Source organism: Mesorhizobium sp. P2_C7, from assembly GCF_056404515.1.
The window spans coordinates 270,713-290,978 of record NZ_JBFUDW010000007.1 but is presented as its reverse complement, the minus strand read 5'-3'; the positions used below and the strand labels follow the sequence as shown (position 1 = coordinate 290,978).

The window sequence follows — 20,266 nt, the reverse complement described above, 5'->3', positions numbered from 1 at the left end:
CAAGGGGTTCCCTGTGAGTGGTACGCAACGCAAAACCCGACCGCAGGGTGATGCGATCGGGTTTGAGGTCGAGGGTCGAAGAGTCAGTCAGGAATGCGCCCAGAGACAATGTACAGCACGCCGCACAGAACCAAACCAATCAACAGCAGCAGGATGTCGCCGTGGATATACCCGCCCATCGCGCCTTTGATGTCGAATGAAAAGACGTGTTGGTAGGCGTGCCACATAGTCAGAATGGCACAAATTGCGATCCCAAGAATTGGGGCGAATATTGAAGCACGGGTCATGGGTTAGGTTCCTGCTTTCGGGGTTTCACTGAGGCGGCATCGAAGGTTATGCCCCCTGTACGAAGTTGCCAGACACCGTCGATGCATTCGTAGAGTGCCGAACGCTTATCGTTCTTTGCGCGCGCCTTGGCCAGCATGACGCCGAACTGTTCGTCGGTTCGCTCATAACGGTCTCGACCGTTGGCCGCCGTACCGGCGCTGCGAATGCGCTTGGAGGCAAACAGGATGCGGTGCACCTGCACCGGATCGCCCGTGATCTTGTCGAGGTCGAGGATCAGACGATACGTTTCGTCTGACCAGTTGCCCTGCCCCGGACCGTCGAGCAACTTACGACCCAAGCTGTTGAGCGTCTCAATGCATTGAGCGTCGGTGAGATCGAGACGCCTACCATTTCCCTCACGTACAGGGGCGTCATTGCCATCGCTTCCGACTATCGGCCTTATCAGATCGCGGGAAAGCGCAAAGGCGATCAGCTCGTCCAGCGCGGGTTGAGCATGTGGGATTATCGATGCCGATTGCGGATGCAGATCGCCGGTCATGTGGACGTGGCCGACGCGATAGATGTGCCCGACAAGACCAATCGCGTACTTAGCTTCCGGTGCTGGGCCGAAGACCAGAATGTGCCAACCCTTCCCTGAATTGGAACGCTCGATCCACGCACCGGCAGCGATTGCCCAAATCAGTATGCGCCGGATCCATTCGTTCGCCGCATCGATCAAGAACTGCCTGCGCTCGGGTGTGATGTCGAGGTCATCGCGGGCATAGGCGCGCTCGGGGTCATCGAGGTCGATCACTGTTAGATTAAGGGCGTCAGTCAGGACGAAGGTCGGGCCTACTACGCCATCCGGCAAGCGCGCTGTGCGCAGGGTGTCATACGCCGCCCAGGACGCCGGGTCGTTGATTGAGAACTTGATGCCTGTCGCGGATCGCGGGGCCTTGTCAGCACGATAGAACCCCCAGTGTGGGAAGGCCCGCAGTTGCGCCGGCATGCTGTCGATGCGCGCCTGTACGAATGCGTCCCGTGCGAGCGCGTCACGGACTGCCTGCTCGGCGAGGGCGACTGGATCGCTGCTGTGTGGGCGGTCGATCACTGACAAGGCACCGCCACTGACATGCGGAAAGGCCTGTGAAGGATTTCGTTCTGATGCTGCATCGTGCGCAAGTTGACGCCTGCGGCGAGATGCAAATCAAGCAGGTTTTGCAGCATGGCGGGCCTGACATGCGGCGCGCAATCGCTGAGACGGAACTGAACCCACACCGAGTTGCCGGCGCAAAGTCCCTGCACGCCGCAATCGCCCTGCAAGATGTCGATGTAGACGTCGAGGTGGCCGAGTCTATCGAGGTTGATCTCGCTGACCTGCGCCATCACCTCGCGTTCACAGCGGGCGTATTGGATGACGTGCTCGGCCTCGAAAGGCAGGTCCTTCCTGACGCCGTATGCTGACAGGGGCAGCGGGTATACGTGAAAGAATGGTGGGTCGAGGATTTGGGCGAAGACGGTCATGGTGTGGGTCCTCACTGCACTGTGCCTTTGCCGAACGCGATCTGCTTCTTCCATCCCCTTAGCCAACGCACATCACTATTTGGCAGTGGAGGGTAGGTGTCGCACTTTTGAGTCCATGCCCATGAGTTGTCCGTCTCTCGAATTGGACTGATCGAGAAGCTCTTATCGTCCACATGGAAAGCAATGAGCACGTCCTGACAATTCTCAAACCGAATGAAGGCCGACGCGTGCTCGTGATCGGCAGGTTTCAGTGCAACGGGAAACTTTCGATCAAACATCAGCATGATCCCGAATATCGGGCAAGCGATACTCTCAGGCATTTTATCGCGCAGGTGATGGCGTTTAGGAGATGTCGAGGCGCCATTTTCAGCAGGTCTTCATACTTTTTGCGCTTGGTTGACATTGGCAGTATTTCCCTTCGATTTATCAGCAATTTTACACTATATTACGGCGATACATTGCAGTATATTAACAATTCATGTTGACGTTCGCAAGGGCATACCCTATGATCGATTAAATAAATCGTAAGCACGACGAAAGGTTTAAACCAATGCTTCCATGCATTGACCGAAATACACCATCATATCTTTCTGACGCCGCGAATAAGGATGATCTTGTTGCCCGCTTGCGCAAGATCTTTACGGACATGGATCAGCGTTGTTTCCGCGAAGTTGGCCTAGTGATGGATATAGCATCCGCGACGCTGTATCAGTTTGTCCGTGGCGGCCTTAAGGAACCGAGTATCAGCACGCTCGACAAGATGGTTCGATATCTCGCGCCGGGGTACGAGATCGCTCTTGTGCCGCGCGACGACGCGCCATCATTGTGTGCGATACCGACAGCGCCAACGATCAGCGAACATACCATTGACGGTGTGGTGTGGTGCGTGCCGATGCTGGGCACCGAGGTAGCAGGCAAGCCGTATCGTAAAGTTGCCCTCGCGACAGCCGCTGAGTAGAATCCGTCGGCGCGGTCGGCCGTTATGGCGCTTGCGAACTGACCGCTATCAAAATCCTTCAACGCCACAAGAAAAACCCCGCCCGACGTTAGCAGCGTCATGTGGACGGGGTAGTTCAAGGCTTTGATATGTATATACATAATGCCCTCGCATGTCAAGGGTGACCCATGTCAGGTGACCCCTACGAACTGGCACGGCAGGCGGCTTTGGCCGCCGATACAATCCCGCCACCACCCCCGCCGATTTACGAAGCACCGCAGTCCGTCGAGGATGCAGACGCCGAGCACCTAAGGCGCGCTTACGATACCACGCCAGCATTCGTCATGACCTGGCCTCCGGGTGTCACTGGGCGTCTGGCATACGAGACTTATCTGATGATGCCATACCCAAATCAGACGCTCGCGATTGCGTCGGCGATTGCTGAGGTCGCTGGCTATGCGCAGCGCAGCTACCACGTCAACGGAATGGGCGTGAATATTTACATCATGACGCCTCTCGAAACCGGTGGCAGTAAGGAATCATTGGTTAAGGCGACGAACCGACTTGAGACACAACTATCGGCGCACTTGGGGATGAACGTCGCGGTGGCGGCAGGTATTCACGGCCCGACATCGTTCGCATCGGAACCGGCCATCTACAAGCATATGAGTAATGCCCCGCGGCAGAAGTGCATCTTTAACGAGGCCTCCTTCCTGTTCGAAGACATGTCGCAAAGCGACTCGCATGGATCGGGGAAGAAGAAAGCCCTCCTTGATATGCGCTTCAAGAGCGGCGTCGATGGCAGAATTCAACCGCACGTCCACTCAAAGAAAGAGGACAGCAGTGGGTTCTGCATAATGCCATCGCTCACGGTCATCGCCGAAGGGCAGCCGGAGCGCTTCTACGGCGCCATTGACGAGGTAGCATCGGAAGATGGCCTTCTCTCACGCTTCAACGTCTGGGACAGCACACGTAATTGGCGCGGACCGTTCAACGAGAAGATGGCCCGAGAATTCAGTGTCGAATTGGTCACGGCTCTTTCGCCGCTGGTGAAGCATGCAGCAACGCATAACGGTTTTGCGGCTACTGAACCGACGTTGACGGAGGTATGCATTTCACCTGAAGCTCACGGGCGTTTACGGGCCTACCGTACCGAAGTGATGGAGCGCCTTTCACGGTATGCCGATCGCCTTCGGTATAACTTGTTTAATCGGTCAGATGCGCAGGCGTGGACCATCGCAGCGACACTCGCGATTGCCGATAACCATGCGAAGCCGATCATTGGTGACGAGCATATGAAGTGGGCGCTCGTGACGGTTTTCGCCGAACGCTCAATGCTCCACCACAAGTTCGTAGCTGGCGAGATCGGCCGTGGCGATGAGCAGCGAGTGTCGCGATTGATCATAGCGCTCCAGGAGCGGTTTCCGACCAGTACCAACTCGCGACTGACCTCCCTTGGCCGACGGAACGGGTATGTCGCCCATGGATGGTTCCTCGACATGGCCACTGGTCAGCAGTTCACGCCACAAGTTGGCAAGGGCAAGGCGCAACTGGTAGCTGACACCATAGGATTGTTGATCGCCGATGGCGTCATGGAGGTTGCCGCTGCCTCGACCCGCGAGCAGCACAACATGCGAGGCATCGTCTACAAGGTGGATTCGCAGACGTTGATGAACAGGTATCGCAGGATCAAAGGTGCGAGCTAGCGTGAAATCGCCCTGTACGATGTCGAAGTCATACAGGGGCGTTGTGGCGCATTGGCATAGTTTGCGCTGGTCGCTTTTCGCGAAAGAGGCGCGGCTCGTAGGGTCGATAGGGTCGATAGGTCACCCCTCCCTGTGGGCCTAAATAATACGTTTTCATGCTTACATGTATCCCCCAACACACACACCTATATATACACATAACTGATTGATTTTACCTAATAATCTCGTAGGGGAACCCGCCACCTATGAGCATCCTACAAACCTACGAAAGTCGCTCGCCGCCAAAACGCTATAGCGCACTGATGCCCGACGCCGAAAAAGCGCTGCGCCACCTCGATTAGTGCGCCAGCTACCGCGACACCGCAGGCTTAAACGCAGATTCGTAAAATTTACGAAAAGGCGCGCGCCATCAACCTTCCTTGTAGAACCACACCGCATTATCGTCTGCGCGATTGTCTATTTTGACGTTGCGCGCATTAGCGAAGTTTTTAGCCCGGCCTCGCGCTCCATCATCCGGCTCGCCGGGTGGGAACAGCAATCCGTAAACGTCATACGGAACGCGAGCGCCTTTGCCAGGCTCAAGCTCGCCTAGAATCTTGTCGAGATCGTCCAGTGTCATGATCGGTATCTCCTCCGCTTTGCGACAAGCAGGTAGGAACTCGATCGGTTCGCAACAAGATCAGCGCCAGGCTGCCCACATGGGGTGTTCGATGATGGGCAAGGGGGTGCGTACCCGTCAGACAGTGCGGCGTGACAGGTTCGCGTCGTCGCGACGTATGCGAGGTACCCCGACAACGAAACGCGTTTCTACCGTCTGCGACCCTACAGTCCCGGTTCGCCCCCCGCCTCAGCGGCTTCTTTCGCGCGGCGATGCATCTCGGCGATCCATTCGGGAGAGCCCTCGATCAGTCCGCTTTCAGGAGGCGCTGCATACTTCATCGCCAGTATGTCTTCGCGCCGGTAGAAGGGCCGGTGTTCATTCGACGTTGGGATGCGTTGTACGCCAAGCAGTTTGCGGAGCTGGTAGAAGCGCGTTCGACCGCCCCCAAACAGCGCGAGTGCGTCAGTTACGTTCAGCGTTTCGGGAGCATTTGTGGGGGCAGTCATATTGCGGCCTCCTGAACCAGTTGAAGTGGTTGCGCGATCTTGGGGTGTCCGACGTTTTTCGACAAAACGAAGTCGTGCCAATACGTCAATGCAGCCAGTCGCTTGGCGAGGCCCGAAGCGCGACGATAGGACGACGCGGTGCGATCGCCAACCCGGTGGGAAATCGTTTCCTCGGCGGTTTCGTAGGACACGTCCGTCTCGTCGCCAAGGAACTCGCGCAGCGATGAGCGGAAGCCGTGGACGGTCACGCCATCGGGCGTCAGATGCAGAAAGGCGCTGGCCGACAGGTGCTCGGCTGTCTTTTGCCCGCGACTGCCGGGGAACACGTACTTCGACTGCGGGTGGCGCAGTTGCTGTTCCATGACAATGATGAGAGCCCTCTCGGTTAGCGGCACGTCGTGCAGCCTCTTGGCCTTCATGCGGGACGCGGGAATGTGCCAAACGCCTTCAGCCAGATCGACCTCGGCGAAGGTCATCTCGGTGGCTTCGGTCTTGCGGACCCCTGTCAGGATGATGAACTCAAGGCAGCGGGATGCAATCGTGTCCTTGGCTTGCAGCCCCTTCACAAAGCCTGGCACCTCACGGTACGGGAGCGACGCATTGTGCTTGGTCGTGTGATCGAGCGGTGTGACCTTGTCCATGATGCGGGCGACGGCAGGGTTGCCAGCGCGCAGGCCCTTGGCGACCGCGACATCGAGCACTCGCCGAATGACAGACAGCACGAAACGCTTCTGCGGAACTCGATCATCGAACGGCTTCAGCACGCCCGTTATGTCGTCAACGCTAACATCCTTGACTGGCGTGTTCACAATGGGCTTGCAGGCTTCGATTGCTCGATCCCACTTCGTGACCTCGCGCTGGACATGACGCCACTTCGGCTTCAATACCGTCAGTGTGTCGGCAGCCAATTCCCCAAACGTGACACCGGCCTGCTTCGCCTGTCTCACAGCTTGAATGGGATCGGCGCCTGTGGCCAGTACGTCCCGATACCCCTTGGCCTTCTCACGCGCTTGAGCAAGCGTGACCGATCCTAGTCCGGCCTCGCGACGCTTCCCCGTGACGGGGGACGTGTAAAGGAAGGCCCAGGTCGCGCCGTTCCAATAAAGCCCTCCCCCGTCGGCGATTCTGCCCGGCCCCTTGAACGCTTTGACCTCTCGGTCTGTCAGTCGATTGATGCCCCTTGCCATAACGTCAAATCCTTCTACCCCACGATTTACCCCACAAAATGCACCTGCACAATGCCGGGCACGTGTGAACACACGCGAACATTGCATAGGGTACCGAGGCATAAAATGCAATGGATTCAAGGTACTAGTGCGAACACACGAAAACACCTGTGAACATTCGCTATACCGAACAGGCATTTTTTACGTAAACGTCAAACTTTGTCACGTGGATTTTGCAATCGCGCCGACACGTATTAAATTCAATCGACGCCGGATCAAGTCGACCGGCGACAGACCCGAACCGACAGACCGGAACCACCCATGCTTGCCAGACCTGATGCCTATCGATGCATCGAATGCGGCCTGCCCTATCGCGCGGCAGGGTTCTCGTACCATCAGGGCAGACTGGAAAACGGCGCCGCCTACTGGTCGGATCGCGGCATATTATGCTCGCCGCAATGCTCCCTCGCACATCACCGCAAACGCGTCGCCGAGGGCACGCTGCGGCAAGAGCCGGCGCCAGACCCGTTTGAATTTCAGCCACTCATCAGACGATAGCTTTGCCGGCGCCAGCCCCGCGGAAGCATTTCCTTAACCATAGCGGTCCAGAATTTGTCTTTGGTTAACGGGGATTCCCTGTTTGAAAACGCCGGCGCATCTTCTACGCCGCTCAGCGATCGCTCTCGCGGCGATGATGGCTCTGATATCAGTGGCAAAAGCCTCGGATTTTTCCGAGCCGTGGAAGAACGCTGACCGCGCCCTGGTCGTCGACGCCTACGAGTACAATTCCATCGACTGGGCCCAACTTGCCACCGACAAGCGGATCGTCGGCTTCATCAACAAGGCATCCGACGGATTGCCGCCACCCTATTTCTGTTTCGGCGACGACACCGAGGTGAAGTTGTGCAAGGCGCTGTGGAAACGCCACGCGGTGACGCGCGAACTGTTCCAGACACGCAAGGTGGTCGCCAAGGCGCTCGGCCTGAAATGGGGAGCCTATCACCTCGCCCGCCCCGGCAATCCGGTCGAACAGGCCAATAATTTCCTCGATTTCGCCGAACCCGCGCCTGACGACCTGCTGGCTCTCGACATCGAGGGCAATGATCCTTCGCAGTGGATGTCGCTCGAAGATGCCGAGGAGTTCGTGCGCCAGGTGCATCGGCGCATCGGCCGCTTCCCGGTGCTCTACTCCAATGGCAAGACGGCCCAGTACATTGCCGACAACAGCTACAGGTACCGGCTCTTGTCGCGGCTGCCGCTCTGGTATGCCCGCTACAAGCCCGACATCGACGTGCATTTTCCGATGGGCAACTGGCAGGGCTACGCGCTGTGGCAGTTCTCGGCGCAAGCCAATTGCGGCCGGCTCCGCTGCCCTTACAGGGTCGCCGGCACGCCCAAGGACATCGACGTCAATGTCGCGCCGACGGACGCCGCCACGCTGCGCGCGCAATGGCCTTTCGGTGGTCTCATCGACGTGCCGCCTGACTATCTCGCCTCGATACCGCTGCCGGTCTCACGCGAAGCCGGCCTCGCCGGCAATGTCACGATCACCTACGCCTCGGTGGCGGCGCCGCCGACCTTCGAGGATATGGTCGCGGCGCTGGGCACGCGCTGGACGAAGTTCCGGGACGGATTCCGCATGCCTGTCGTGAAGACCGTGCCGCAGCGGCCGACTTTCGGCATTGTCCAATATGTCGCCTGGAAGCGGACCGAACAGCGTTCGCCGTTGCAACTCGACGCCGCCTTTGCCGCCGCCGATCCGCTCAGCACCGCTTCGACCGAGATCGATCGCGGTTTGCGATAAGCTACCGTCGCAGAACTTTAGTCTGCCTGCTCGCGTGCCACGGCCTGCCAGCCAATGTCGCGACGGCAGAATCCATCCGGCCAATCGATCCGGTCGAGCGCGGCGTAGGCGCGTTTCTGCGCCTCGCCGACCGTTGCGCCTGATGCCGTGACGTTGAGGACGCGGCCGCCATTGGCAACCAGCGCGCCGCCGTTGATGGCCGTCCCGGCGTGGAATATCTGGACGCCGTCGCCCGCCGCGCCTTCGACGCCGCGGATGACCGATCCCTTTTCCGGCGTGCCTGGATAGCCCCTGGCCGCCATGACCACGGTCAGTGCGGCCTCGTCGCGCCAGCGCACCGAAGTGTGTGCAAGCTGGCCGTCGGTTGCCGCATTGAGCAGGACCAGCAGATCGTCCTTCAGCCGCATCATCAGCACCTGGCATTCCGGGTCGCCGAAACGGGTGTTGTATTCGATCAGCTTCGGCCCCTTGTCAGTGATCATCAGCCCGGCGAAGAGAATGCCGGCGAAAGGCGCGCCCAGTTCGGCCATGCCGCGCATGGTTGGCTCGATGATCTCGCGCATGGTGCGTTCGATCATCTGCGGCGTCATCACCGGCGCCGGTGAATAGGCGCCCATGCCGCCGGTGTTGGGGCCGACATCGCCGTCGCCGACGCGCTTATGGTCCTGCGCGGTGCCGAAGGGCAGCGCTGTGGTGCCGTCGCAGAGGCAGAAGAAACTTGCCTCCTCGCCAGTCATGAATTCCTCGACCACCACTTCCGCGCCTGCGGCGCCGAAGGACCCTTCGAAACAGGCATCGAGCGCCGCCAGTGCTTCGTCCAGCGTCATGGCGACGGTAACGCCCTTGCCTGCCGCCAGGCCGTCGGCCTTGATGACGATCGGTGCGCCGGTCTTTTCGACATAGGCCTTGGCGGACGCCAGATCGCCAAAACGGCCATAGGCGGCGGTGGGGATGTCGTATCTGGCGCAGAGATCCTTGGTGAACCCCTTCGAGCCCTCCAGCCGGGCGGCAGCCCTGGAAGGTCCGAAGACGCGAATGCCTTGCGCACGCAGATCGTCGGCGATGCCGGCGACCAACGGCCCTTCCGGGCCAACCACGACGAGGTCGATCTTCTTGTCCTTGCAGAAGGCGGCAACAGCTTCGTGATCGGTAATGTCCAGCTTCACCAACTCGGCCTCGCCGCCGATGCCCGGATTGCCGGGAGCCGCATAGAGCTTTGTCAACAACGGCGACGCGGCGATCTTCCAGGCGAGCGCATGTTCGCGGCCGCCGGAGCCGAGAAGAAGAACGTTCATGGCCACCTCGTGATGCCTATTAACCTGCAGAGCACCCGCTATTGCTCTCTGCACGATGGGTCAAGGCATCAGGGTGCTTTGATCGGATTTGCGCACGGGAACGTTACCCCTGCCGAAAATCGGCGGTGCACACCGCCGACGATTTTCTGGCTGCCGCTCAGCCCTGGAAGATGACCGGGAACCAGTCCTCGCGCAGCCTCTGTCCCGGCTGCATGCCATGGCCGTGGTAGGGGGGCGAGGTGCGTCCCGGCCGCTCGACATAACGCGCATCGTCGCCGACCCAGCGCAGTGACAATGCCCGGCGCCGTGCCGAGGTCATGTTGCCGCGCGCGCCATGCGCGGTCCTGAAGTCGAACAGGATGGCGTCGCCCGGTTCCATTTCCCATTCGAGCACCTTCATCGACGGATCCTTGTCCGGGTCCGGCACCGGCAGATAGTCGCCGTCGCCGGCATAGAAATTGCTGTCGTCGAGCCAGCGCACCGGCAGGATCATCTTGTCCCATTTGTGCGAGCCGGCGATCAGGCGCAGCGTCGCCTCCTTCACCGGATCGATGGGGATCCAGAAGCTCACCGTCTGCCGGCCATCAACGAAGTAGTAGGGGATGTCCTGGTGCCAGGGCGTCGGCTTCTGCGTGCCGGGTTCCTTGACCAGAACGTGATCGTGGAAGAACTGCGCGGTGCGCGACTGCATGACCGCCGCTGCCAGTTCGCCGGCTGGCGAGTCCCGCACCACGCTGACGAATTCGGGAATGCGCTCCCAGTTGCAATAGTCGTCGAAGAAACTGCCGCGGCCATTGGCGATATCAGACGCGGTGGCGCTGCGGTTCTGCATGTTGCGCTCGATGCCGGCGGCAATTGTGTCGACCCAACCCTTGAAAGCACCGCGGATGCAAACCGCACCGTCGCGCTGGTAATCGGCGATCGTCTTTGCGTCGATGATCTGGGCGTCGATTGTCTGGGTCTCAGTCTGGGAAGCCATCGCGTTCTCCTCTTGGAATGACCGACTATCGCAACCCGCTTTCATTCAGTAAAATAATAACTTCTCATTTGATATATAGGATCACCCTATGAATGTGACCCTCACGCAGCTGCGTTATCTGGTCGCCGTTGCGCGTCATGGCAGCGTCACCGGCGCCGCGAAAATGCTGAACGTCTCGCAGCCTTCGGTTTCGGTGGCCATTGACGCTGTCGAAAAGAATTTCGGCCAGAAGCTGTTCGTCCGCCAGCGAGGCAGCGGCGTGTCGCCGACRTCGTTCGGCCGCGCTGTCGTGGCGAAGGCAAGACAGGTTCTCACCGAAACGGACGAACTCGTCGGCCTGGGTTCAAGCAAATCGGCCGTCGGCGGTGAACTGGTGCTGGGATGTTTCGAGGACCTGGCGCCTTTCTTTGCGCCGGCCCTGATCCGCGCCTTCTCCGAACGCTATCCGGCCGTGAAAATTGTCGTTCGCGACGAGACGTTCGAAACGCTCGGGCGGCGGCTCGGCGACGCCGCCATCGATCTCGGCCTCACCTACGACCTCAGCCTGCCGACACATTTTGCCCGCATCCTGCTGCGCGAGCTTCGGCCGCATGCGCTGTTGCCGGCAGGCCATGCCCTAGCGGATCGTTCCGAGGTCAGCCTTGCGGATCTGGCCGCCTATCCGCTGATCACGACAGACCAGCCGCACAGCTGGCAGCACATGCTCGACCTGTTCCGCAGCCGCGGTCTCTCCCCGGTGGCGGACACAACGACGAGTTCGTTCGAGCTCCAGCGCAGCATGGTCGCCAATGGCTTCGGAGTCGCCGTCAGCTACACCCGCCCGCATGGCGACCGCAGCTATGACGGCCTGCCGCTCGTCTGCAAACGGTTGTCCGATCCGCTGCCCATGCAGCGGATCCTGCTCACCTATGACACGCACCAGCGCGTCTCCAATGCGGCGCTGGCGTTCATCGAGGTCGCGAAGGATTGGTTCGCCTCTCATGACATCTTCGCGTCCGCAAGCGAGACTGCTTGACGGCCTTCCAGTCTGCTGCCAATCCAGCAGCATGGAACCGATCCAGTCGAAAGCGGCCCAGGGCCGTGTCGCCGATGCACCGAACGGCCATTGGGTCTATCGCGTGCTGCCGCGCTCGATATGGCCCTATGCGCAGCTTGCCCGGTGGGACAGGCCGATCGGCTGGCAATTGCTTTTGTGGCCGTGCTGGTGGTCGGCGGCACTTGCGGCGAGCGCCTATCCACGTCCCGGTGATCCGCTGCTCTCGCTGCTGCCGGCGCCATTGTATCTCGTGCTTTTCCTGATCGGCGCCATCGCCATGCGCGGCGCCGGCTGCACCTACAACGACCTCGTCGACGAGGACATCGACAACAAGGTCGAGCGGACGCGGTCACGACCGCTGCCGTCGGGCAAGACCACGCGCCGGCGGGCATGGGTGTTTCTTGTCCTGCAGGCGCTGATCGGCCTGGTGGTGCTCATACAGTTCAACAGTTTCGCCATTCTGCTCGGCATCTGCTCGCTGGCCATCGTCGCGGTCTATCCGTTCATGAAGCGGATAACCAACTGGCCGCAACTGGTTCTAGGCCTTGCCTTTTCCTGGGGTGCGCTGATGGGATGGGCGGTCGAGTTCGGCGATCTCGATGGGCCCGCCATCATGCTCTATATCGGCTCGATCCTGTGGGTGATCGGCTATGACACGATCTATGCGCATCAGGACAAGGAAGATGACGCCATTGTCGGCGTACGCTCGACGGCACGCCTGTTCGGCGACAACACCAAGTCATGGCTTGTCGGGCTCTATGGCGGCACGCTGGTCTGCTTCGCCATCGCCTTCGCGTCGGCACAGGCTCCGGTGGTGGCGCTGGCCGGGCTGATCGCCGCCGGCGCCCATATGGCCCGGCAGATCGCCGTGCTGGATATAGACAATCCCGACCAGTGCCTGCGGCTGTTCCGGTCGAACAACCAGGTCGGCTGGCTGATCTTCCTTGGCCTGATCGGCGGCGCTGTGTGGGTGGCGTTGAAGCCACTGGTTTAGCGGCTTTTTTCCTTCTCCCTCAGAGGGAGAAGAAAGAACGCGCCAAGCTCTTCCTATTCGCGCGAAATGATCTCCTGGCCGTCGATGACCAGCCTGAGACCGAGATCGCCGGCCCTGCGGCGGGCGAGGAAGCGCGGGCGGCGCATGTGCGAAACGCGGCCCTTGCGACGATCCTGCGGCGGCAGCGTCTTGATGGCGGCGCCGAGCGATTCTTCCAGGGTACGGGCAACGCCGTCCGATTCGATCAAGAGCATCGGCAGACGGTAGGCGTCGGCCCAGGCGCGCCAGTCGGCGGCGACATCTTCGAGATCATCGGCCACCAGCAGCGGCACCGACAGCATCGGATCGTTGTGCAGGAGTTCCAGGGTCACCGTAACATTGCCGTCCGGATCCTCCATCGCACGGGCGGCGACGCCGCGAAACGCATTGGCTGGCAGCGCGATGATCGCCGGCAAACCGCTCATCTCGAGCATGCGGCGGATCACTGCGCCCCGCTTGTCGATGGTAAAGGTCACGTCGCCGTAGTCGTCGCGTGTGGCGTAGCTCACCACTTGCGGCAGGCGGAATGGGTCGAGACGCATGTTGCGTCCGGCCCAGACTGGCTTCAGTCCGGTGTTCATAGAGTGCCTTCCTGTCTGTCTCCTGAGAGCCGGTGTCCGGTTCTCTCCGGGCCGGTTTTTCCAGCCTCGTTTGTGAGCAGACAGTAGCGCGGGCACCTTACCGCCCCGCTTAAGAAAGTCGGTTAAATTTTGCTGATCTGCGGGATGGTTATCGGAATGCCACCAGCCACAAGATGCCGAAAGGATCAGATAACCTTACCGGGATTCATGATGCCGGCTGGGTCGAAGGCAGCCTTCACCCGGCGCATCAGCTCGATCGCCATCGGTGGCGCGGTGGCGATCAGTTCGTCCCTCTTCAACTGGCCGATGCCATGCTCGGCCGAGATCGAACCGTGCAGGCTGCGCACCACGTCATGCACGGCCTTGTTCATTGGATGATAGAGAGCGAGAAACGCCTCGTCGTCGCCGTCGACGGGCCGCGAGATATTATAGTGCAGATTGCCGTCACCCATATGGCCGAAGCAGACCACGCGGGCGCCGGCACTGACCGACGCCACCGCCCCGGCGGCCTCCTCGATGAAGCGCGGGATCGAAGCGATCGGCACGGAAATGTCGTGCTTGATCGAAGCGCCCTCCGGCTTCTGCGCCTCGGGCAGCAGCTCGCGGAAGTTCCAGAAGGCATCGCCCTGCCCAAGACTTGCGGCAATGACTGCGTCGCCGACGAACTCCTGTTCGAGACCAGTCGAGAGCACCTCCTCGATCAATGCCCGCGAATCCTCCGATGAGCGGCCGGACGAAATCTGCATCAGCACATACCACGGCCAATCTTCGATCAGCGGCCGCACCACGCCCTGGGTATGCGCCAGGGTGAAGTCGTACGGGCGCCTGCCGATCAGTTCGAAGGCGGTGAGCGCTGCTCCGGCGCGGTCCATCGCCAGGCTGAACAGGGAGAGCGCTGCTTGCGGCGATGACAGGCCGACGAAAGCCACCTCGCGCCCCTTCGGTTTCGGGAACAGCTTGAGCACGGCGGCTGTGATGACGCCTAGCGTGCCCTCGGCGCCGACGAACAGGTTTTTCAGGTCGTAGCCGGTATTGTCCTTCTTCAGCTTGCGCAAATCATCGAACACCTCGCCTGTCGGCAGCACCACTTCAACCCCAAGGCAGAGTTCGCGCGCATTGCCATAGGCAAGCACGCCGGTGCCGCCGGCATTGGACGACAGGTTGCCGCCGATCTGGCAGGAGCCTTGCGCGGCCAGCGACAGCGGAAACAGCCGGTCGACGCCATCAGCAGCTTCCTGCAGCGTCTGCAGGATGACGCCGGCTTCGACCGTCACCGTGTTGGACAAGACATCGATCTCGCGGATGCGGTTCAGCCGCGACAGCGACAGCACGATCTCGCGGCCGGATCTGTCCGGCACCTGGGCGCCGACCAGTCCGGTATTGCCACTTTGCGGCACGACTGGCGTTCCCGTCCCGGTTGCCAGCCGCATGATCTGGCTGACTTCCTCAACGCTGCCCGGCCGGAGCACCAGCGACGTCGTGCCATGCCAAAGCCCGCGCCGCTCGGTGAGGTAAGGCGCGATGTCCTGCTCGTCGCGCAACGCGTATTTGTCACCGACGATCGCCGCGAAGCGATCGATGAGAGCGGGATCGAGTTTCTCTGATATTTCGGTCATGGGGAAAACTACGTTGCTGCCAAGATGTTGTCACGAGGGGCGGCGGCGCGCGAGAGCCGATCGTTGATCGCCTCGCCAAGCCCGTCGAAGGGAACCGGCTCGACGGCGATAATCCGTGCGCCGCTGCTGTCGAGTGCCTGCATACAAGCGAAAAGATTGCTCGCCGCTTCGCGCAGGTCGCCTGTCTCGGACAGATTGACGAACGCGGCGGCGTGTCGCCAGCCTTCGGCTCGCTGGCTGCCGAAGCCGAGCAGGGCTTCGCCCTCACCGACTGTTCCGGCGTTGAGCCGCATCGCGGCGTCAGGCGCATAGTGCGAGGCAAGCATACCCGGCGCCTCGACGCCGGCGGCACCGCCACGCAAGAGCCCCATGCCGATTGCCGCCGCGATGTCTTCGGCGGCAATGCCACCGGGCCGGAGCAGCCGCAATCTTTCCCCTTCGGCCTTGACGATGGTCGATTCCAGCCCGACCGGCGTCGCTCCGCCATCGACCACCAGCTTTATGCGTGCGCCGAGATCCGCCGCCACCGCTTGCGCCGTGGTCGCGCTGATCTTGCCGGATGAATTGGCGCTGGGCGCGGCAAGCGGGCGGCCGAGGCGGGCGATGAGGTCGCCGCCAAAGCCTCTTGGCATGCGCAAGGCAATCGTATCGAGCCCGGCCGTGACCAGCGGGTGGATGCCATTGCCGGGTCGCTGCGGCAGCACCAGCGTCAGCGGACCCGGCCAGAACGCAAGCGCCAGTTTCTTTGACAGCGGATCAAACAGCGCTATGCGCTCGGCCATCGCCATGTCGGCGACATGGGCAATCAGCGGGTTGAAGCGGGGCCGCCCCTTGGCTTCGAAAATGCGCGCCACGCCGATGCCGTTGGTGGCGTCGCCGGCAAGCCCGTAGACCGTTTCGGTCGGGATGGCGACGACATCGCCGTCCCGGAGCAGCGCCAGCGCCCGGTCCAGCGCCTCGCCGACGGCAAGTATTTCAGCCACTCTCGTCACCTCGCAAATGCCGGCTGCGTAGTACGATGACGGCTGTTGGGCAAGTCGGCTGTTGCGACAAGTCGCTGTCGGGCAATCTGGGCATTGGCGATTTATCAATCGCTAAAATGCTACGTTCCCGCGAAAGCCGGCATCAATTCCGGCCCGCTACTGTGCGGCTTCTGGGCAAAGGGGAGCGATCATCGTGTCTGTGCGTATGCTGCTGGGGATTGTCTTTGTGGTGACGACCGGCGGGGCACAGGCCTCGTCGCTGGTTTTCCCCGGCGTGCCCTCCTCGACGCCATCCATCATCAAGCTCGATGCCGCCAAACCGCTGAAGACCGCCGAAACCGCCAAGGCCAGCAATGTGCAATCGATGGTGGGGCTCGGCGAAGCGCAGCCCGACGTCACTTATGAAAAGGTGTCGGCGATCACCGACAAGCCGGAGGCCAGGCGTGGGTTTGAGCAGAACCCGATGGTCATTCGCGGCGGGATCGTCGGTCCGGCCTTCTCGGCGCCGGCGCCAAGCGCCGCCTCGGCGAAAGCCGCAGCACCAGAGACGGGCACCGCGCCGGCGACGGGTACCGCACCTGCGCCGGCGACGGCTACAGCCTCCGCCGCCCCTGCGGGAGACGCCGGCACAAACTCGGCCTCGCCACCGAAAGCACCCGCACGAGCAACAACCCAGCCCGTTCGCGGGGTCAGCAAAGCCAATTAGAGGCTGGACTGCGACTTGACTGGGGTCTGGCGCCCGGCGCACCATTGGCAGGCAAACCCGTCCTGGTTCTTCGCCGCTGGGTGCCACTGTCCGAATTTCGTCAAGCGGCCATGGTAGACGGGTTTTTGTCATTTGGGGTAAGGGGGGCTGATCATGAGAAAATTCAAAACCGTCACTGCGGCCGGGCTTCTGCTGGCGTCCTTGTTTGGCGCCGGCGCGGCCCAAGCCGATGACATGCTGGGATCCTATGTCGCGCGCATTTCCGATCGGGATCATCAGGCGAGTGACGGCTATGCACTGGAGACTGCGGCGCAGATCGTACGGCAGGACCGCGCCAACTGGCACAAATTCCACCGTCGCGACCGCGATGACGAGGGTGATGGCTGGTTCAGGACCAACGACCAGCGCGCCGATTTGCAGCGCATGCTGGAGCGCTCCGGCGCGATGAGCTCCTCGACCAAGCGCGCCATCGTCAATGGCGAGCCGCTGATCCAGGTCGACGTCTACGAAAACAGCGTGCGCGTCAGCATTCTGGAAGACTGACCCGTCAGCTTCCGGGAAGCCTGACCCAGTCAGCTTCCGGGAAGACTGACAGGTCGGCATCTGACAGAAAAGGCGGCGCGTCAGCGCCGCCCTTTCATCAATCAATAGATCGGCGGCCTAAAATCAGGCGGCTTCTTCCTTGTCTTCGCCTTCTTCGGACTCGTCGTCTTCGGATTCTTCTTCTTCGGATTTCTTTTCGTCGCCTTCAGCCTTCACGCTGTCATCGGCGTCGTCTTCGTCCTCGTCTTCCTCGTCTTCTTCATCTTCGTCGTCATCCGAGAGCGTGGCGGCTTCGGCGTCGTCTTTGTCAGACTCTTCGCCTTCTTCATCGTCGCCGTCTTCGTCATCATCCGACAGATCGGCCGCTTCGACCGTGGCGGCGGCAGCGTGATCGAGGGCGGTTTCGGAAGCGGATTCAAGCGCCTCGGCGGGAGCCGGGGTTTCTTCTGTCACTTCGATTTCGTGATCGGAATTCATGGAAGCCTCCGTGGGTTGGGGAACATGTCCCTTTTGCCACCGAGAGATCATCGTCATATGACTGTAAGCCGGCTCGAAGGGCCCATCTTCAGAATATTTCAGGCCTCAACCAGCGATTTTCGAGAAGTCCGCGACCTGACCGGTGGCCGCCCGGATGCGGGCGAGGAGCGCCAGGCGGTTGGCGCGCACGGCCTCGTCCTCATCATTCACGAGAACATGCTCAAAGAATGAATCAACCGGTTCGCGCAACACGCTAAGCGCCAGCAGGGCACCGGAAAAGTCTTCGTTTTGAATCGCTTCGCCGGCTTGCTTCTCAGTCTGATTCACCGCCGCAAACAGCGATTTCTCGGCATCCTCGCGAAACAGCGCCGGCTCAACAGTCTTGGCGACCGCCGTTTTCTTCTTCTCCTCGGCGGCCAGGATGTTGGCCGCGCGCTTGGTGCCGGCGAGCAGATTCCTGCCGTCCTCGGTGTTGAGGAAAGAACCAAGCGCCTCGACACGGCGCACGATCTGCAGCAGGTCGTCCGACTGCGGTGTGATGACGGCGTCGATCAGATCATGCCGCGCGCCCTGGTCGCGCAGGTACACCTTCAGGCGGTCATGGAAGAAGGCGAGGAGGTCGGCGATGAATGGCGACAGAGATGCCTCCAGTTCCATCACACGCTGGCCATCGAAAAACTCTCGTTCCTGATCGGCGGAGCCAAAGGTTTCCGAACTTGCGTTGGCCAGCCCGCCCTTCAACAACCTGGAGATCAAGCCCGCTTCCGACAACAGCTGGCTTGCCCCCTTGTAGTCGCGAATACGGGAATCGAGCATCGCGACCACACCACGGCTCTCAGCCCCCTCGCCCAGTCGTTCATATGCGGCGAGCGCCGAGGAGACTGCCGCTGCAATAGCGTCGCCCAGGGAAAGCGTGACCCTGTTTTCCAGTATGATCCTGACCACACCCAGCGCTGCTCGACGCAACGCATAGGGATCTTTTGACCCTGTCGGCTTTTCGTCGATAGCCCAGAAGCCGACAAGCGTGTCGAGCTTGTCGGCTAGCGCGACAGCGACCGATACCGGATCGCTCGGCACACGGTCGGAAGGGCCTTGCGGCTTGTAGTGTTCTTCCGCCGCCGCGGCGACCGAAGCATGCTCGCCCTGAAGCAGCGCGTATTTGCGGCCCATGGCGCCTTGCAGTTCGGGAAATTCGCCGACGACTTCTGTGGTGAGATCGGCCTTGGCCAGAACTGCGGCGCGGCGCGCCAGCGCGGGATCGGCGCCGACGATCGGCGCCAATTCCTCGGCAAGCCGGGCAATCCGCTCCACCCGCTCACCTTGCGTGCCGAGCTTTGCGTGGAAGGTGACGCCGAGATGGTCGAGGCGCGCCATGCGCTGGTCGAGCGGCTTCTTGAGATTTAGCCCGAATTTTTCCGCCGATGCCGCGAGCTGATGGAGGTCCGGCAAATCGCCCTGGTCTGTCGACCAGAAATAGAGCGCATCGGACAGCCGGGCGCGCACCACCTTGCCGTTGCCGTGGGCGATCTCCTTGCCGCCATCCTTGGCCTCGATGTTGGCGGTGAGGATGAAGCGATTGGAAAGACCCTCGGCAGCACCCTGCGGCCGCGTGACAAAGCATTTCTGGTTGGCGCGGATGGTCAACCGGATCACTTCGGCCGGAATGGCCAGGAAAGCCTCCTCGAACTCGCCCATCAGCACGACCGGCCATTCGACCAGCCCGGAGACTTCCTCCAGCAGCCCTTCGTCCTCGACAAGATCGAGCCCGTTGGCGAAGGCGAGATTGCGCGCGTCGGCAAGGATGATCTCCTTGCGCCGGTCGGCGTCGAGCACGACCTTGGCCGCCTCCAGCTTTGAGACATAGTCGTCGAAGCGGCGCACCGTAATGGCGCCAGGCGCATGGAAGCGGTGGCCATAGGTGATGTTGCCCGAACGGATGCCGTCGATCTCGAAATCGACCACCACCGGTTCCTCGGTCTCCGGGCCGAAGGTGCACAGGATCGATTGCAGCGGCCGCACCCAGCGCAGCGAGCCGGGCTTGGCCGAGGCCGGCCCCCAGCGCATCGATTTTGGCCATGGGAAGCCGCGGATGATGCCCGGCACCAGTTCGGCGATGATCTCTTCCGATGCCCTGCCCGGCTTCGAGATGTGGGCGACGTAGAAATCGCCTTTCTTCGGGTCGGAATGGACATGCGCCTCGGCGATCGACGAAAGCCCGGCCTTGCGCAGGAAACCCTGGACTGCCTGTTCGGGCGCCGTCGTCGACGGTCCCTTGATCTCCTCGCTTATATCCTTCGAGCGCGCGGTCAGGCCCCTGATATCGACCGCCAGACGCCGCGGCGTCCAGTACTCGCGCGCCGCCTCATAGGTCAGCCCCGCCTCGACCAGACCATCGGTCAGCATCTTCCTGAGATCACCCGCCGCCTTGCGCTGCATGCGCGCGGGGATTTCCTCGGAGCGAAGTTCGAGCAACAAATCCGGCATCAGAGTTTCTCCACCCGCACGC

22 protein-coding genes are annotated in these 20,266 nt (G+C 61.2%); 8 read left to right on the top strand and 14 right to left on the bottom strand.

Annotation, left to right across the window (positions count from 1 at the left end; all coding sequences use genetic code 11):
• Positions 1–83 precede the first annotated feature (83 nt).
• From AC1D2G_RS17255 to AC1D2G_RS17240, 4 genes are read right to left on the bottom strand one after another with little or no spacing between them, the layout of a single operon-like run.
• Entirely contained in the window at positions 84–287 is a 204-nt protein-coding gene (locus AC1D2G_RS17255; RefSeq protein WP_477415510.1) for a hypothetical protein, read from the bottom strand.
• Positions 284–1,384: a hypothetical protein gene (locus AC1D2G_RS17250; RefSeq protein WP_477415508.1), complete on the bottom strand. Its 1,101-nt coding sequence runs from the start codon at positions 1,382–1,384 to the stop codon at positions 284–286. Before AC1D2G_RS17250 ends, AC1D2G_RS17255 begins: the two co-directional genes overlap by 4 nt.
• Positions 1,375–1,791, bottom strand: coding sequence for a hypothetical protein (locus tag AC1D2G_RS17245; RefSeq protein ID WP_477415506.1), 417 nt, complete (start codon positions 1,789–1,791; stop codon positions 1,375–1,377). Before AC1D2G_RS17245 ends, AC1D2G_RS17250 begins: the two co-directional genes overlap by 10 nt.
• An 11-nt stretch (positions 1,792–1,802) precedes the next feature.
• Positions 1,803–2,069, bottom strand: a complete 267-nt coding sequence (locus AC1D2G_RS17240; RefSeq protein ID WP_477415504.1) for a hypothetical protein — start codon at positions 2,067–2,069, stop codon at positions 1,803–1,805.
• Positions 2,070–2,416: 347 nt separating this feature from the next.
• Here AC1D2G_RS17240 and AC1D2G_RS17235 point away from each other — a divergent pair, with 347 nt between their 5' ends.
• Together AC1D2G_RS17235 and AC1D2G_RS17230 are read left to right on the top strand one after the other, a co-directional pair.
• Positions 2,417–2,749 (top strand): hypothetical protein, encoded by a 333-nt coding sequence (locus AC1D2G_RS17235; RefSeq protein WP_477415502.1) that lies wholly within the window; start codon positions 2,417–2,419, stop codon positions 2,747–2,749.
• 167 nt (positions 2,750–2,916) lie between these two features.
• Complete coding sequence (locus AC1D2G_RS17230; RefSeq protein WP_477415500.1) at positions 2,917–4,434, top strand: YfjI family protein; 1,518 nt, start codon at positions 2,917–2,919, stop codon at positions 4,432–4,434.
• 409 nt (positions 4,435–4,843) lie between these two features.
• On the opposite strand, the gene AC1D2G_RS17225 is transcribed toward AC1D2G_RS17230, so the two are convergent.
• The 3 genes from AC1D2G_RS17225 to AC1D2G_RS17215 all read right to left on the bottom strand — a co-directional run bounded on the left by AC1D2G_RS17225 (position 4,844) and on the right by AC1D2G_RS17215 (position 6,728).
• Complete coding sequence (locus tag AC1D2G_RS17225; RefSeq protein WP_477415498.1) at positions 4,844–5,053, bottom strand: hypothetical protein; 210 nt, start codon at positions 5,051–5,053, stop codon at positions 4,844–4,846.
• A 203-nt stretch (positions 5,054–5,256) separates the two neighbouring features.
• Positions 5,257–5,541 carry a hypothetical protein gene (locus tag AC1D2G_RS17220; protein ID WP_477415497.1) on the bottom strand — a complete coding sequence of 95 codons (285 nt, stop codon included), beginning with the start codon at positions 5,539–5,541 and terminating at the stop codon, positions 5,257–5,259.
• Positions 5,538–6,728 carry a tyrosine-type recombinase/integrase gene (locus tag AC1D2G_RS17215; RefSeq protein ID WP_477415495.1) on the bottom strand — a complete coding sequence of 397 codons (1,191 nt, stop codon included), beginning with the start codon at positions 6,726–6,728 and terminating at the stop codon, positions 5,538–5,540. The genes AC1D2G_RS17220 and AC1D2G_RS17215 overlap by 4 nt, the downstream gene beginning before the upstream one ends.
• A gap of 300 nt (positions 6,729–7,028) precedes the next feature.
• Here AC1D2G_RS17215 and AC1D2G_RS17210 point away from each other — a divergent pair, with 300 nt between their 5' ends.
• Entirely contained in the window at positions 7,029–7,265 is a 237-nt protein-coding gene (locus AC1D2G_RS17210) for a hypothetical protein (RefSeq protein WP_477415493.1), read from the top strand.
• Between the two features lie 133 nt (positions 7,266–7,398).
• On the top strand, positions 7,399–8,511 hold the full coding sequence (locus AC1D2G_RS17205; RefSeq protein WP_477415602.1) for a glycoside hydrolase family 25 protein: 1,113 nt from the start codon (positions 7,399–7,401) through the stop codon (positions 8,509–8,511).
• A 17-nt stretch (positions 8,512–8,528) separates the two neighbouring features.
• Here the strand turns inward: AC1D2G_RS17205 and purD are convergent, their stop codons facing one another.
• Entirely contained in the window at positions 8,529–9,806 is a 1,278-nt protein-coding gene (gene purD / locus AC1D2G_RS17200; protein WP_477415491.1) for a phosphoribosylamine--glycine ligase, read from the bottom strand.
• A 157-nt stretch (positions 9,807–9,963) separates the two neighbouring features.
• Entirely contained in the window at positions 9,964–10,785 is an 822-nt protein-coding gene (locus tag AC1D2G_RS17195; RefSeq protein WP_477415489.1) for a phytanoyl-CoA dioxygenase family protein, read from the bottom strand.
• Positions 10,786–10,873: 88 nt separating this feature from the next.
• Between AC1D2G_RS17195 and AC1D2G_RS17190 the strand changes: the two genes are divergently transcribed.
• Both AC1D2G_RS17190 and ubiA read left to right on the top strand, forming a co-directional pair.
• The gene (locus tag AC1D2G_RS17190) at positions 10,874–11,800 is read left to right on the top strand and encodes a LysR family transcriptional regulator (protein ID WP_477415487.1); all 927 of its coding nucleotides are present in this window, start codon (positions 10,874–10,876) and stop codon (positions 11,798–11,800) included.
• Positions 11,801–11,831: 31 nt separating this feature from the next.
• Positions 11,832–12,815, top strand: coding sequence for a 4-hydroxybenzoate octaprenyltransferase (ubiA, locus tag AC1D2G_RS17185; RefSeq protein WP_095091905.1), 984 nt, complete (start codon positions 11,832–11,834; stop codon positions 12,813–12,815).
• 53 nt (positions 12,816–12,868) lie between these two features.
• Here ubiA and AC1D2G_RS17180 read toward each other — a convergent pair whose 3' ends face one another.
• From AC1D2G_RS17180 to AC1D2G_RS17170, 3 genes are all read right to left on the bottom strand, one after another.
• Entirely contained in the window at positions 12,869–13,435 is a 567-nt protein-coding gene (locus tag AC1D2G_RS17180; RefSeq protein WP_095091904.1) for a DUF6101 family protein, read from the bottom strand.
• A gap of 185 nt (positions 13,436–13,620) precedes the next feature.
• Positions 13,621–15,051, bottom strand: coding sequence for an FAD-binding oxidoreductase (locus tag AC1D2G_RS17175; RefSeq protein ID WP_477415485.1), 1,431 nt, complete (start codon positions 15,049–15,051; stop codon positions 13,621–13,623).
• Positions 15,052–15,059: 8 nt separating this feature from the next.
• Complete coding sequence (locus AC1D2G_RS17170; protein ID WP_477415483.1) at positions 15,060–16,034, bottom strand: L-threonylcarbamoyladenylate synthase; 975 nt, start codon at positions 16,032–16,034, stop codon at positions 15,060–15,062.
• Positions 16,035–16,227: 193 nt separating this feature from the next.
• Between AC1D2G_RS17170 and AC1D2G_RS17165 the strand changes: the two genes are divergently transcribed.
• On the top strand, positions 16,228–16,740 hold the full coding sequence (locus AC1D2G_RS17165; protein ID WP_477415481.1) for a hypothetical protein: 513 nt from the start codon (positions 16,228–16,230) through the stop codon (positions 16,738–16,740).
• Between the two features lie 153 nt (positions 16,741–16,893).
• A complete protein-coding gene (locus tag AC1D2G_RS17160) occupies positions 16,894–17,283 on the top strand; it encodes a hypothetical protein (RefSeq protein ID WP_477415480.1) in 390 nt (129 codons plus the stop codon).
• Between the two features lie 123 nt (positions 17,284–17,406).
• On the opposite strand, the gene AC1D2G_RS17155 is transcribed toward AC1D2G_RS17160, so the two are convergent.
• Both AC1D2G_RS17155 and glyS read right to left on the bottom strand, forming a co-directional pair.
• Complete coding sequence (locus AC1D2G_RS17155) at positions 17,407–17,760, bottom strand: ATPase (RefSeq protein ID WP_477415478.1); 354 nt, start codon at positions 17,758–17,760, stop codon at positions 17,407–17,409.
• 105 nt (positions 17,761–17,865) lie between these two features.
• Positions 17,866–20,244, bottom strand: coding sequence for a glycine--tRNA ligase subunit beta (gene glyS, locus AC1D2G_RS17150; protein WP_477415476.1), 2,379 nt, complete (start codon positions 20,242–20,244; stop codon positions 17,866–17,868).
• Between the last annotated feature and the right edge of the window lie 22 nt (positions 20,245–20,266).